Here is a 13735-nt window from a genome sequence, read left to right on the forward strand (position 1 = left end):
CGCTGGTCCAAAATCAACTTGTGGACCAGCCGACCCTCACCGCCGTCACGGCCGGCGCCGCCGGCGGTGTCGGTGTGTGCTGGGCGCTGGTCTGGGGTAAGCGGGCCTGGTACGTCGCCCCGCTGGTCGCGCTGGTCGTCCTGTCCACCCTCGCGGTATGGTTTCCCTTAGGCCTGGGATGGCTCGTTCTCATCGGGGTCGGCTTCGGGATAGCCGTGGTCCGGGCAAGGCAAGGCGAGGCGAGGGGATCCCACCTCTGGCTCATGGTCGCCAGTGCGTTCGCCGTGTTTGTGGCCGGGCTGAGCAACTCGACGGGGTCGCCTGGCCACCTCCACGAAGTGGTCGCCGCCTGGCTCCATATCTCGCCTCAACAGGCCTGGCATTTGATCGTCGGTCTGCGTAAGTGTGTCCACTTCTCCGCCTATGGGCTTGCCGCCCTCGCCGCCTACCGATGGAGCACGGCCGTCGGTGCACCTGGACTGTGGCGAGGTGTCGCCTTCACCCTTCCGCTCGCGTGTTTCGACGAGTTCCGCCAACATTTCGCCGCCGGCCGCGAAGGATCGGCGTGGGACGTCGCCCTCGACATGGCCGGGGCCGTCACCTTTCTTGTCGTCGTGTGGCTGATCGACCGGAGGCGTGGTGCGACCGCTTCGGCCTGACCGACTCGTCGTCGTCGCCCCCCACCTGGTGGCGGCGGAAGGGCGCGACCAGTTCGCCGTGCCCTTGCCCACCGCATTGGCGCAGATGGCCGGGCGGGCCGAGGTCTGCCGCCTCGACCCCTTGCCTGTCCAGCCCACGCCTGAGTCGGCGTTTCTGGGCCTTGCCCCCGGGGAAGTCAAACTGGCACCCGGCCCGCTCACCGTCGCCGCCTTGCGGCGGGACCCACCGGGCGACAGCGTCCAGTTCCACCTGAGCTTGATGTCGGTGGACGCCGACGGCGTGGCCTCGACGGTGGCGACGCCACTCGACGAAAGGGACGTCCGCGAAGTGATGGAGGCCGCCCGACGGCTGGACACGGCCCGGCTCACCGTCCTGCCCGGTGAGCAGACCGACCACGCATTGGTGTGGGAAGAAGGCTCGCTGGACCTTGGGGTGGCAAGCCCCGCCGATGTCGCCGGCGACCAGGTGCGCCGGCACCTCCCGGAAGGAGACGGTGAGACTCTGCTTCGGCGCTTCATCGACGACTCGGTCAACCTCTTGGACGGCCTTGAGGCCAACCGTCGACGGGAGGGTGAGGGGGCCCCGAAGCTCAACCTTCTCTGGCCCTGGGGCTTCGGGTTCCGTACCGCCGTGCCGAACCTGGGCCTTCGCCGTGGCGAGCCTGCCGTCGTCCACAGCGCCAGCATCCGCCTTGACGGTCTCGCCCGCCTGGTCGGGTACCAGCATGCCCACCGCGCCGCCTTTCGGCGCGGCCTGTTCGCCAGCGAGCTTGCATTGCGGCAGGTGCGTCCCGACGGCAGGCTCCACATCGTGGTGTTCCCCGGCTTCGACGAAGTCCAGCGTCACGGTCGGCTCGACGAGGGTGCGTGGGCTCTCGACATGCTCTCACGGGAGCTTGCCGACGCCTGGACAGGCACGCCAGAGTCACCGACCGAGGTCGCGTTCCTCGCACCGGGTGGCCATACCTCGCCAGACACGCCCCCGGCCGATGCCTCGCCGCTGGGCCTCGCCTTCCACTACCGGTCTTGGGACACCGCGTCAGCCCGGTCCCCGTTCGACCCCAAGGTCCTGGACGACCCCCGAGTCCCACGGAAGGCGACATGGGACGCGGCCCGCGCCATCATGGAACCATGACCACCGCCATCCATCGCTTTGTCGAGGCCTGCGAAAACGGCACCCACCCCAGCCTGGTGGCCCGGGTGCCCAGTGGATGGGTGGTGATGGGCGAGCAACAGGTCCTGCCCGGCTATTGCCTGCTGTACCCCGAGCGGGTCGTGCCCGACCTGAACGCCCTCACCGGCGACGAGCGTGCCCGGTTCCTGGCCGACATGGCCCGCGTCGGCGACGCCCTCCTCGCCTGCACCGACGCTGTCCGGATCAACTACGAAATCCTCGGGAACCTGGAGCCGGCCCTCCACGCCCACATCGTCCCTCGCTACGCCGACGAACCGGCCGAGCTGCGGACGAGGCCGTTCTGGTTTTATGACTGGCCATCCGCCCGCCGGTTCGACCCCGAGACCGACGACGCCCTCCGCCAGGCCCTTCGCCGGCGGCTGTCCGGCGAAGGCCTGAGCCCCGAAGACTGACGGGTGGCCTTAGGCCGACGGCCCCGGCGCGAGTACTCTCTTCGGCCAGATGGACACCCAGCCAGGCCTGTTCCACCCGCGCACGACGGTGGAGGAAGTGGAAGAAGGGCGCACCCTTGCCCCGAAGTTCGACAAGGACGGACTGATCCCCGTCGTCACGACCGACCACGCCAGCGGCGAGCTCCTCATGCACGCCTATATGAACGCGGAGGCGTTGCGGAAGACCATCGAACTCGGCGAAGCGGTCTACTGGAGCCGGAGCCGGGGCGTCCTCTGGCACAAGGGGGCGACGAGCGGCCTCGTCCAAATTGTCAAGGAGATCCGGATCGACGACGACCAAGACTGCGTCTGGTTGCGCGTCGATGTGCAGGGCGGGGCCAGTTGCCACGTCGGCTACCGGTCATGCTTCTACCGCTCGGTGCCGTTCGGCTCCAAGACGGGTGGCGAATTGGCCTTTGAGGAGACCGAAAAGGTGTTCGACCCCAAGGCCGTCTACGGTGACGCGCCGAATCCGACCAAGCTCTGACCCGGGCTTGGCACGGTTTGTGTAGGTTGTCAGACAGGATGTTCTGGTTCGTCACCCCAGTGCCCGCCTCGTCCGTCACCCCGGACCTCACCGTCGTCGCCGTCAAGGAGACCAAGGTCTTTACGGGAAGGCTGGGCAACCGTGTCTTCACCGACGTCACCCTCCGGGCCGCCGACGGGCGGACTCTGTCTGTCCGCATCGACGATATTAGGCACGACCGGTTCCGCCCGCTGAGGCCGGCCTACCAGGTCGGCGACACCGTCCGCATGGTCGACGGTCGCCTGTCCCGCCCCTGACCGGCCCGGCTAGATCCGGAACCCATAGGACACGACGAGGCTGTGCTGGATGCCGGTGGCTTTCTGCCCCGGGAATCCCACGCCGACCATCGCCGACAACCCGGGCACCTGCTTGACCGGGACACTGAGCGAGAACCACGTCTGCGACCCCTCGCCCGATATGTGCTCGACCGACCAGGTGCAGTCGGCCATCCGCTTCCAGGGCACAGGGCCGTCGGCCCCGGCGATCAACCGGTTGTCGCCCGTTTGCATGTACCCGGCGTGGAGGCGGCACGTGGGGCTGAGGTTGTACCGACCGACCAGGTACATGTCGCCCGAGCGGTCACCCAGGTTGAGGAGGCCGAAGCTCAGGGCGTACCGACCGTCCTTCTTGTCGTCGAGCAGCAGCACCTTCGCGTTGAGCGTCGTGGCTCCCCGCAAGTCGTTGTCAAACCCAACCTCGAACCGGTCGGCCAAGCCGATTTCGACACCGTGGCTGTGCAGGTACCCCTTGTCGATGTTCCGCTCGTTGCCCACGAAACCGTACAGGTAGAGCACCTCCCCATGGCCCAAGATGTCGGCGATCGGGATGACCATCAGACCGGTGGGAAAGGCACATGCCACCCCCGTCGCCGCCCCCGCCAGACCGGTCAGGACACCCTTGACCCACTTTCGCCCACCCATGTACCTGTTGGATTCCACATAGGGGTTTTGCCGGGGTCGTTAGAATTACCAGATGCTGGTGTGCGTGCTGGCACTGGCAATCGGTCGGCAAGTGCCGGCGATAAAGAGAAAGCCGCCTTTCGGCGGCTTGGAAGATGGGTGCCCAAAGTTCAACTGCTCCGAACTATCGCCCCATCGTGCTGGAGGTTCAGATTCCGCGGTTCGGTGACGAGCGGCGCTTGAAAGGCCATCGAAGCAACCGAATTCGACGAAACGAATGATACTCCTCTTCACGGCGCTGATGGCTGCCCGTCGTCTTTTGGGGACGCCTGAGACAGAGCCGAGCCTCAATGGTCAAGGGTTGGCAGCAGCAGTCCACGCATTTGGGATTGAATGAAATCAAGATCGTCAAAGGGCGCGGTGATGTCGTTCTTTCGGACGAACGCGCGCCATCGAATGCTCACTTGAGGATCGCTTGCAAACTCCTGCTTGAAGCAGATCGGCACCTCGGTGGGAAGTTCAGTCTTGCGGCAGCGAAATGTAGCCTCAACAGCCCTTCGGAGAGTGTCTGCATCGATGGCCATAGAACTAGCCAGCATGGCCACGTCGAAGTAGTCCTTCATGCGACTGTTGTTCAATCCAAGCACCACGATCGCGTGAAACTTCTCTGCAATGGCTGTTTCGACAGGGTAACCGTGAATCCGTGCCTCAGGCACCGTAGAGACAATGCCTGGGATGATGATCTCCACTGGGCCAGGCGTCACAGCATCGCCTAGGCCAACGTCGATTTGAAGCGGAATACGGGCGGTGCCCAGGTAGCCAACCAACTTGATTCTCGCCCCCACATATGCCTGCTCTTCGCGAATCAGCTCGGAAGTAACCGAATGTGAATCAAAGACGACTCCGTCCTCAGCGCAGTCAATTTCGCAGATATTTACGAAGAGGTCTCGGAGCTCGTCAAGGTCAGAATTTGTGAGAGATAGGAGGTCGAGATCGCGTGTTGGACGATGTGCAGAGCCTGTCCAGAACAGGAACATCGTTGCGCCTTTGACAAGGAACTGATCGCGATACGGTGAGATCGACAGCCTGTAAAGCAGCCGAAACCCGACATATCTCGCGAGCAGTGGGTTGAACGGCTCCGAGTTCTTCGCGGCTTCGTTCTTGAGGCGAGCCAATATCGAGGCGGAGACGTTGGACGGAGCTGGTTTCATGCCGTAATCGCCTCGATGTAGGGACGCATGATCCGATCAACTCGGTTGAGCTTGCCGAAGTGGGTCAGTTCGTCGAGCGTGAACTTCCGAAGCCGCCAGCCTTCCCTAAGTGCCTCGACAGCCACATCGTATCCGACCTTGGACCGCAGGCGAAAGCAGTCAGCGACCGTCTTGGCTGCGCCGAAGACCCGAACTGGTACGCCTTCGATTTGATGCACTTCCACTCCAGCAGACAGGTACGGTTCCGAGAGTCGCGTAACGCGGAGCCTGTGGTGATACGTTGGTTTTCTTGCCCCGTCTGGCAGGGCTATCCAAATCTCATGAGGAACCTGTGTGCCGATCTCATGGAATGCAAGCGCTGAGATGAGGGCCACCACCGCTGACGGGATGGCCTTCGCAACTTCAGCGAGATCGTGCCATTCGGTCAGGGGGTGGTCCGCAGATGCGTATAGTCCTCGTCCAAGACGCTGAAGCTCTCCGTTTCTGACAAGTCGAGTTAGCATCACTCGGGGAAAGCCTGCATCGACGATGTCGCGAGTTCGGGCTACTCCACGCTCTGTCACGAATTTCACCAGAGCCTCGGCATTCCCCTTATGTTCCATTTCGTCGATCATTGTACTTCCCTATCTACGTTTCGGAACACAGCTCGGAACCTTAAGGGACGTGCATGAGGCGAAACCGTGCGCGAACGGCACAACAAGTGCAAGCAGTGTGGGCCACGGCCCTTGGCCTGTTGGAGCAAGCCGATGATGATCAGAAGCAGGTCATCTTGCGAGGCTTAATTCAGCGCGTGGAGATGCGCGAAAAGCAAAGAGCAGTGGTCTCCATCTCTCTGTTTTCCTGTTCCGAACCTCAAGGGTTCGAAACAACGGAAAAGATGGGTGCGGGGGCAGGATTTGAACCTGCGACCTCCGGGTTATGAGCCCGACGAGCTACCGGACTGCTCCACCCCGCGATAGCTCCGGTGTTGTACCCCCTTGTCCGGGGCGAGGTGTGGGACCACCGGCCGGTCAGGCCCGGCGGCGGGTGCGGTACGCCGCGAAGATCTTCCCGACTGCGGCGAGGCCCATGAGGAGCGGGGCGAACCGCTCGACAATCTGGACGGCCGGGCCCGCGACCTCGTCCACCAATCGGACGATGCCGGTGGTCCGCGCGCCGACCTCCGTGGTGACCGTCCGGACTTGTTCGGCGATGCCGTCGACCTTCTCCGTCAACTTCTCGACCCGGGCGCCCAAGGCCAGCGTCGCGTGCCTCAAGTCAGCGAGGACCTTGATCAAATACGCCAGGGCGACGACGGAGACGAGGGTCGCGGCCGAGCCAAGGACAAAGAACGCCCCCGACGCGGTCAGCCACCACTCTGGAATCTGGCCCATATGCGAACTCTACCAGCCGCCCACCGGCATTGACGTCGCTCTACCCACCATGGAACAACCGGCCCGGAACCTCACGAGACGACCCTGCCCTTGACGGTGGTCTTGGCCCCCGCCGCCAGTCTGATGGTCACGACCGCCCAGCCGTCGCTGGTCCTGACTCGCTGCCCCTCGACCTCGACCTCCGCCCCCCACAGGCCCCGGACCCGGAGGACGGCGTCCACCGCCTTGTCGCTCGGGTTGTCGACGGTGGCCTCGAACCAGCGTTTACGCTCGTCCAGCCGCACCTCTTCGAAGCACCCGAAGCCGAGATGGAACTCAGCCCCGATCTGCCGCATCACGACGCGGCGTCCGACGCCGTCCCACGGGGTGACCGTGTGCACCGCGTCGACCAGACCGTAGTGGCACCCAAACGTGTAGACCCCTTGCTCGCGGTTGGGCAGGACGTAAGCTCCGGTGCCGCGCAGGTAATGGTAGTAGCCCAACCCTCCGGCACCAGTGAAGGCGTTGAACCCGGCCTGTTGCGACGAGTGGTCGGGGCAGTAGCACATGCTGGCCGCGCCGTCGTGGCGGACCAGCGCCCACGGCCCCAGCATCCCGCCAAAGGCCATCCTCATGTAGGCGTCGGGAAGGGCCAAGTAGTCGCGGTCCATCATGCCGAAGAAGATCAGGGAGTTGGGGATCACGGTCTGGGACAGGCAGGCCTCGCCCCGGTCGACCAGGGCCTTCAGCGGGGTCGAGTCACCGCCGTCCCAGCAACGCTTGTCGCTGCCGTACCACCACCAGCTCGGCGCCATCGACCGAGCGGCGAAGGCACACCGGGCCGTGCGCTCCAGGTGGTCGTCGTCGGCCAGGTACCGCGCCGCGGCGAAGACTTCCTCGAAGCCGCTGGTGTCCATGACGGTCTCGCCGGCATACGGATACTTCTGCTTCATCAACTCCTTGGCCTTGAAATCGACACATGACTGCAACTCCTCGGCCTCGGCCTCCATCCCGTTGGCACGAAGGTCGTCGAGAAGGTCGTAGATGCGGGCGAAGCCGAGGACGCCGACGGTGCGGACGTACAACCGCCACCCGTACTGGAACATCGCGAGGGCGGTCTGCAGAGCCGCCCGCAGGTAGTCCTCGGGTCGCTTCTCCGTCTCGCCGTAGGTGCTGGCCACCCGGAACATCGAGTGGTACAGGTTGAACACGTGGGGATAGTTCAGCGGCCGGCCAAAGTAACTGCTGCCGCCCGCCGCCGAAAGTACGCTGCCGACGGCGTGGTCACCCGGGTTCTGGACGTCGTCCTGCAGGAAGTCGCGGACAAAGGCGTCCAGGGCCCTGATCTCAGCCCGGTCGGGATAGATCGTGTTCTTTTCGGCCAAGAAGAGGGCGTCCGCCATGGCACATTCCAGGCCGCTTGACTCCTGGTACTCCTCCTCCGCCGTCACCTGGTCGCCGGTCGCGATGTTGGTCAGGACGACGGCGTGGTGGAGCGGGCTGCTGGGGTCGTCGACGATCTGGTGCTGGGCGATCCAGGCCGCCCGTTTCTTGATCAGGGCCCTGACCGGCTCCGTCACCATCAGGTGGGCGTGGCACATCTTGTCCGAGTTGTCGCGAAAGCTGACCGTGATCGGCCCGGGCTCGGTCGGCCGCACGAAGCAGAACCCGCCTTCCTCGTCGGTGTCCACCTCGGTCTCGGCGGCACGGCTGACCCAAAACCGCTTCGGCGCGACTCCGGCCACCTCGACCCCGATGCCGACGTCGATGGGCGCGACCGCGCTGGGTAACAGGCGCACGGTCGGCCGGCCGCATGCCGCCAAAGTCGGGTTCACGCCGTCCTGCTTGTCACTCTCCGTCGGGACAAACCGCATCTGAAAGTTTCGGCTGTCGCCGGGCTCCAGGATCAGCGACGAGTGCTCGTTGAACCACGTCGGCCACTCTTCCCGTTCGATCGTCGCCTTGCTGTGGGCATAGACCACCGGGATGCCCTCCCACTGGTAGGGCGTGTTCAGGCTGCTGCGGACGTGGTTATAGAACTCCCAACTGGTCCCCTCGCCGGGAAAGACAAGGAGCCCGGGAGTCTCCGCCGTCATCCGCTGGGCGAACAGCCAGCTGGCCGCCCCGCCGATGAACTTGTGGATGTAGACCCGGCTTTGCCACAGCTTCTTGAGTTGCTCGTCGGACCAACCGAACCCCTCGTACAGGTTGTTGAACGCGAGGGGGAACCCGAGTTCGCCGATCTCGATGCTGATCCGCCCGGCGTTCTTGATCTCGAGGTCCCAACAAATCTGAGGCACGGTGTCGGCGATCTCATAGAACTTCCCCGTCGCCTTGATGTCGTCAAGGAACGGGAAGGTGTACTCGTAGGCGACCTTGGTGGGGTCGAAGCTCTCCGAGTCGATGTCCAAGAGTTGCTTGGCTTGGCCGTTACGGCTGACGACCCAATGGTCGTCGGGGTTGGTGCGCGCCCCGATCAGGATCGTGCCGGGCAGGTAGTCGTCCGCCGACTCCTCGCCAAACTGAAGCGGGGGCAGGACGAACTGGAAGTCTTCGCCTTCTTCGGGCAGGCCAGGGTCGCTGGCCCACAGTTGCTGGATCCTGCCTCCGGGGCCGAACTCGATGGAAACCAGGCTCCCTGACAGTTCGGGACGCTCCTCGTCGAAGGGATCCATGCAGGGCGGCAGGATACCCGGCGGTATGATCGTCTCATGCCCAGCCGTACCGTCGTCGTGGTCGGGGCGGGCAACCTCCGTTGTGCCCCGCCCGTGCTCGCCACCCTGGCCTCGTGGTACCCCGACGTCCCCGCCGAGGTGCGGCTCTTTGACGCAAGCGAGGAGCGGCTCGACCTCTTCGACCGGCTCGCCCGGCTGCTCTTTCAGCACACCGGCAACGAGACCGGCGTCCGGGCGACCTCCGACCTCGCCGAAGCGGTCGACGGGGCGACTGACCTGGTGCTCTGCCTCCACGAGGATTGCGCCAGACGGATGGTGGGCCCCCGCGAGGCGCGATGGCTGGACAACCTGGAGGCCGAGGTCGAGACCCACATCCTCCACCGTGGCGACCCGAACCGGCCCACCCCGGCCAGCCAACTGAGCCGCGCCACGCGCGCGATGATCGAAGTCCCCGTCTCCACCACGATGTCCCGCGACGAGGTGCTGGACGGAGCCCTGGGCCTGGTTTTACGGCAGACTCCTGCTCAGGCCCGAGTCCTGAGCTTGATGCGCGGCGTCGCCATGCCCACCGACCGTGGGAGCATCCACCTGGCCTGGCCCGCCCCCCTGGACGACGCGACCCTCTCCCGAGTCCCGTTCCAGGTGCTCCGCTGGGTCACCGGCGACGACCGGTTGGACGCCATCGTCGAGGCCGGCAAAGCCAACGACTTCCGCGACTGGCTCGAAGCCTAGGCGCGGGCGGTCAGCGGCGCGAGCCGGGCTTCCAACGCGGCCCGGAACGTCGGCGCCTCCAACCACGACCACCGTTCTCGGGCCGGGGCCGTGTACACCGTCGCCAGGTCGACCAAGGGCGGCCCGGCGGGGACAGACGCCTGCAAGAGGACGGCCTGGGCGGTCAGCTTGAGGGCGCACCCGCACACCTTGCCGCCGTCGGGGCCCACCACGTCGTTCGGGGCGACGTGGGCGAAACAGTCCGCCACCTTCCCCACCGACCGGACGAACGGGGTGTCCTCCGCCAAGGTCGCGGGCACGCCGCAGTCGGCCAAGGCCCCGACCAGGGGCGCGACCACCGCCCGGTAGACGTCCCCCAGGCGGCGCGAGCCGTCCGGCAGGCCGAGCAGGGCAAGGGGCACGGCCAGGCCAACCGTCACGTCGTGGCCGTGGAGGACGGCCTTACCCCCCGTCGGGCGCACCACCCAGGGCACCGTGCAACCGGGGGCCAAGGCCGTCTCCGCCCGTTGGTGGCGTCCTAGGGTCACCCAGGCCCCCGTCCAGGCATACACCCTCGCCCCCAAGGCACCGCCTTCGGCAGATTCGAGCAGGGCCACGTCGGCGGCCATGTTGGCCGGCCCGTCGGCGGGGGCGTCCAGCCGGACCAGCATCAGCGGAACCGGCGGTACAGGTCGATCTCGTAGCTGGGGCGGGGCGGGACGGACTGGTGGAACGCCGACGACACGCTCCAGAAGCCCAGGCCGAGGACTTGGTCCTCCACCACGAGGGACTTGGCGATCATCGCCCCTTCAAAGCCGGGGATGACGCTGACTTCGCGGAAGTTGTCACCCAGCTTCTCCACCCAAGCGTCGCCAAAGCCCAAGTCCATGGCCCGCAGGCTGACGCTCAGGAGGGCGGACTGGTGGACGGACGCCGCCGTCACCCGCATCGACCAGGAGGGTTGGAAGTGTTGCACGTCGGGGATGCCGTGCAGCCGTTCGGCGGCCTGTTCGACCAGGCGCGTCCGCACCAGGTGGTCGACCAACGCGTCCTTCACCTCGACCGACGGCAACGTGGAGAGTTGGAGGAACCGGTGGTCGTCGTCCTCGCAACGCCACAGGCTGGACTCGACCCCCGGCGCGACGCGCCGGACTTCTCCCTGAAGCTCCAGGAAGGTCGGTTCGACCTCGACCAACGCGCCTCTCCCGACGTTGATCCGCGTGATGCCAATGATTCCGACCATCGCGGGCTAGCTTACACCTTGGCGGGCTCGCGCGCCGGCGTCCAGCGGACGTCCAGGTTCTTCACCGCCGCCGCCTCGTCCAGCCGTCCGACCACCTGGGTCACCGGAGCGTTGTGCAGGGCCTCGGGGTCGGTCTTCGCCTCTTCGCAGATCGCGACCAAGGCGTCGCAAAAGGCGTCGAGGGTCTCCTTCGCCTCCGTCTCCGTCGGCTCGATCATGAACGCCTCGGGGACGATGAGCGGGAAGTAGTTCGTCGGCGGGTGGAACCCGTGGTCGATGAGCCGCTTGCTCAAGTCCAGGGCCCGCACCCCGAGTTTCTTGTACGGCGTGGCGGTCAGGACGCACTCGTGCATGCACGGGCGGTCGTGGGCGGGGGGCAGGTGGTCGCGCAACCGTGCCTGGACGTAGTTCGCGTTGAGGACGGCGTACCGCGAGATGTCGGGCAAGCCCTCCTTGCCGTAGGCCAGCAGGTAGGTGAGGGCGCGAACCGCCATCAGGAACTGGCCGTGGAACCCGCTCACCCGGCCGACGCTCAGGGGCCGGTCGTGGTCATAGACGGCGACACCGTCCACCCGCTTCAGCACCGGCCCAGGCAGGAACGGCTCCAGATGCGACCGCACCCCGATCGCCCCGCACCCCGGCCCACCGCCGCCGTGCGGCGTGCTGAACGTTTTGTGCAGGTTCAGGTGCATGCAGTCGAACCCATGGTCGGCGGGGCGCGTCGTGCCCACCATCGCGTTCATGTTCGCCCCGTCGCAGAAAACTTGCGCCCCCGCCTCGTGGACAAGACGGCAGATCTCCGCGATCTCGGGCTCGAAGAGGCCGAGGGTGGAGGGGTTGGTCACCATGAACGCGGCGACCGAGCCGTCCAACGCCGCCTTCAGCGAGTCGATGTCGCAGTTCCCTTCCGCGTTGGTCGAGACCGACTTCACGTCGTAGCCGCACCGGGCCGCGCTGGCCGGGTTGGTGCCGTGGGCGCTGTCGGGGATCAGCACGGTGTGCCGCTGGGCCCCCTCGCCGCGAGACTCGTGATAAGCCTTGATGAGCATCAGGCACGTCATCTCCCCGTGGGCGCCGGCGACCGGTTGCATCGAGACCTCGTCGAAGCCCGTCACCTCCGCGAGGATGTCCTCGACCTGCCGGACCACCTCCAGGTTGCCCGGGACGGTCGCCTCGGGCTGCATGGGGTGGGTGTGGCTGAAACCGGTCAGGGCCGCGGTCTTCTCGTTGATCCGCGGGTTATATTTCATCGTGCACGAGCCCAGCGGGTAGAAGCCGGTCTCGATCCCGTAGTTGATGTGGCTCAGGTTGACGAAGTGCCGCATCACGTCGAGCTCGGCGATCTCCGGCCAGGCGACCGAGTCCCGGACCGCGCCGACCGCCGCCGCCACGTCCACCTCGGGAGTGTCGGTGCGGGGCAGGTTGCAGCCGATGCGCCCGGGCACCGACTTCTCAAAGACCAGCTTCGGCTGGGGGACAGACTTGGTCGGCATTACTTCAACACCTCGGCGAGGCAAGCGGCATAGTGGTCGATCTGCGCCTTCGTGCGCGTCTCGGTGACGGCGACGAGGAGGTCGTCCTCCATCCCCGGGTAGTACGGGCCCAGCGGAAGTCCCGCCAGGACGCCGTGGTCGAGAAGGGCGTCCCGGACGACCGCGGCGGGCTTGGGGAGCGACAGGACGAACTCGCCGAACACCTTGCCCGCGAACTTCAAGCGGCCACCGGCCTTAGTCAACACGGAAATCGCGTACTGGGTGTTCCGCACCGTGTCCTCGGCGACGCGCCGGACACCGTTCTTGCCCACGCTCGTCATGTAGACCGTCGCCGCCAGCGCCATCAGCGCCTCGTTCGTGCAGATGTTCGAGGTCGCCTTTTCGCGGCGGATGTCCTGCTCCCGGGTGCGCAGGGTCATCGTGAAGCCGCTGCGGCCCGCCGCGTCGTGGGTGCGCCCCACGATCCGCCCCGGGATGGAGCGGACGTACTCGCGTTTGCAGGCGAAGAGCCCGGCCATCGGGCCCCCGTAGCCCATCGGGATGCCGAGCGGCTGGCCCTCGCCCACCACGATGTCCGCGCCGAAGGAACCCGGCGTCGGCAACAGGGCGGCGGCGGTGGGGTCCGCCACGACCACGAGCATCGCGCCCGCCGCGTCTGCGGCGGCCCGGGCGGCGGCGAGGTCTTCCACCACCCCAAAGAAGTTCGGCGTCTGCACGACCAGACAGGCCGACGCCTCGTCCAGGCCGGCGAAGCCGGTCGTCGCGCCGGAGTCGGCGGCCAGTTCCACCACCTCGACCCCCAGCGACCAGCAGTACGTCTCCAGCACCTGCCGGTAGTGCGGGTGCACCGCCCGGCTGACGACGACCTTGTCACGCCCGCGCAGCCCGTGGGCCATGACGGCGGCCTCGGCCATCGCCGTCGGGCCGTCGTACATGCTCGCGTTGGCCACGTCCATGCCGTACAGCTCGGCGACCATCGTCTGGAACTCGTAGATCGTCTGCAGGTAACCCTGGCTCAGCTCCGGCTGGTAGGGGGTGTACGCGGTGAGGAACTCGCCCCGCGAAAGCACCGCCCCGACCGTCGAGGGCACGTACCGGTCGTAGATCCCCGCGCCCAGGAAGCAGGTCGTCTTCGTCAGGTCGACGTTGCGCTCGCTCAGCTCCTTCAGGTGGGAGTAGAGCTGGGCCTCGTCGAGGGCGGAGGGGACGTCCAGAGGCCGCTTCAGCCGCAGGTCGTCGGGAATCTCGCGGAAGAGTTCGTCGATGGATCGCACGCCGATGGTGGCGAGCATCGACCGGGTGTCCTCCTCGGTATGAGGAATGTAGGGCATGAAGGCCCT

General features: G+C 66.2%; 15 protein-coding genes and 1 tRNA gene. 6 read left to right on the plus strand and 10 right to left on the minus strand.

The window, feature by feature from the left end; all coding sequences use genetic code 11:
- The first annotated feature begins 20 nt into the window (after positions 1-20).
- The 5 genes from KF857_05820 to KF857_05840 are packed head-to-tail and all read left to right on the plus strand — an operon-like array spanning position 21 to position 3068.
- Positions 21-659 (plus strand): VanZ family protein, encoded by a 639-nt coding sequence (locus KF857_05820; protein ID MBX3111509.1) that lies wholly within the window; start codon positions 21-23, stop codon positions 657-659.
- Positions 637-1794 (plus strand): hypothetical protein, encoded by a 1158-nt coding sequence (locus KF857_05825; protein MBX3111510.1) that lies wholly within the window; start codon positions 637-639, stop codon positions 1792-1794. Before KF857_05820 ends, KF857_05825 begins: the two co-directional genes overlap by 23 nt.
- A complete protein-coding gene (locus tag KF857_05830) occupies positions 1791-2246 on the plus strand; it encodes a hypothetical protein (protein ID MBX3111511.1) in 456 nt (151 codons plus the stop codon). Before KF857_05825 ends, KF857_05830 begins: the two co-directional genes overlap by 4 nt.
- Before the next feature lie 49 nt (positions 2247-2295).
- A complete protein-coding gene (gene hisI, locus KF857_05835) occupies positions 2296-2772 on the plus strand; it encodes a phosphoribosyl-AMP cyclohydrolase (protein MBX3111512.1) in 477 nt (158 codons plus the stop codon).
- A 38-nt stretch (positions 2773-2810) separates the two neighbouring features.
- The gene (locus KF857_05840) at positions 2811-3068 is read left to right on the plus strand and encodes a hypothetical protein (GenBank protein ID MBX3111513.1); all 258 of its coding nucleotides are present in this window, start codon (positions 2811-2813) and stop codon (positions 3066-3068) included.
- A gap of 9 nt (positions 3069-3077) precedes the next feature.
- On the opposite strand, the gene KF857_05845 is transcribed toward KF857_05840, so the two are convergent.
- From KF857_05845 to KF857_05870, 6 genes are all read right to left on the minus strand, one after another.
- Positions 3078-3749: a hypothetical protein gene (locus tag KF857_05845; protein MBX3111514.1), complete on the minus strand. Its 672-nt coding sequence runs from the start codon at positions 3747-3749 to the stop codon at positions 3078-3080.
- Positions 3750-4057: 308 nt separating this feature from the next.
- Positions 4058-4921 carry a nucleotidyl transferase AbiEii/AbiGii toxin family protein gene (locus KF857_05850; protein ID MBX3111515.1) on the minus strand — a complete coding sequence of 288 codons (864 nt, stop codon included), beginning with the start codon at positions 4919-4921 and terminating at the stop codon, positions 4058-4060.
- Entirely contained in the window at positions 4918-5535 is a 618-nt protein-coding gene (locus KF857_05855; protein MBX3111516.1) for a type IV toxin-antitoxin system AbiEi family antitoxin domain-containing protein, read from the minus strand. Before KF857_05855 ends, KF857_05850 begins: the two co-directional genes overlap by 4 nt.
- A gap of 264 nt (positions 5536-5799) precedes the next feature.
- Positions 5800-5876, minus strand: a tRNA-Met gene (locus KF857_05860).
- Between the two features lie 55 nt (positions 5877-5931).
- Positions 5932-6294 (minus strand): hypothetical protein, encoded by a 363-nt coding sequence (locus KF857_05865; protein ID MBX3111517.1) that lies wholly within the window; start codon positions 6292-6294, stop codon positions 5932-5934.
- A 71-nt stretch (positions 6295-6365) separates the two neighbouring features.
- Complete coding sequence (locus tag KF857_05870; GenBank protein MBX3111518.1) at positions 6366-8948, minus strand: hypothetical protein; 2583 nt, start codon at positions 8946-8948, stop codon at positions 6366-6368.
- Positions 8949-8984: 36 nt separating this feature from the next.
- Here KF857_05870 and KF857_05875 point away from each other — a divergent pair, with 36 nt between their 5' ends.
- Entirely contained in the window at positions 8985-9680 is a 696-nt protein-coding gene (locus KF857_05875) for a hypothetical protein (GenBank protein ID MBX3111519.1), read from the plus strand.
- On the opposite strand, the gene KF857_05880 is transcribed toward KF857_05875, so the two are convergent.
- Genes KF857_05880 through gcvPA form a run of 4 tightly spaced genes read right to left on the minus strand, consistent with a single transcriptional unit; the run spans position 9677 to position 13726 of the window.
- Positions 9677-10330, minus strand: a complete 654-nt coding sequence (locus tag KF857_05880) for a hypothetical protein (protein MBX3111520.1) — start codon at positions 10328-10330, stop codon at positions 9677-9679. The genes KF857_05875 and KF857_05880 overlap by 4 nt on opposite strands.
- Positions 10330-10902 (minus strand): hypothetical protein, encoded by a 573-nt coding sequence (locus KF857_05885; protein ID MBX3111521.1) that lies wholly within the window; start codon positions 10900-10902, stop codon positions 10330-10332. The genes KF857_05880 and KF857_05885 overlap by 1 nt, the downstream gene beginning before the upstream one ends.
- Positions 10903-10913: 11 nt before the next feature.
- Positions 10914-12395, minus strand: a complete 1482-nt coding sequence (gene gcvPB, locus KF857_05890; GenBank protein ID MBX3111522.1) for an aminomethyl-transferring glycine dehydrogenase subunit GcvPB — start codon at positions 12393-12395, stop codon at positions 10914-10916.
- The gene (gene gcvPA / locus KF857_05895) at positions 12395-13726 is read right to left on the minus strand and encodes an aminomethyl-transferring glycine dehydrogenase subunit GcvPA (protein ID MBX3111523.1); all 1332 of its coding nucleotides are present in this window, start codon (positions 13724-13726) and stop codon (positions 12395-12397) included. Before gcvPA ends, gcvPB begins: the two co-directional genes overlap by 1 nt.
- Positions 13727-13735 lie beyond the last annotated feature (9 nt).

The sequence above is a fragment of the Fimbriimonadaceae bacterium genome, assembly GCA_019638795.1.
Lineage (GTDB): Bacteria > Armatimonadota > Fimbriimonadia > Fimbriimonadales > Fimbriimonadaceae > JAHBTB01.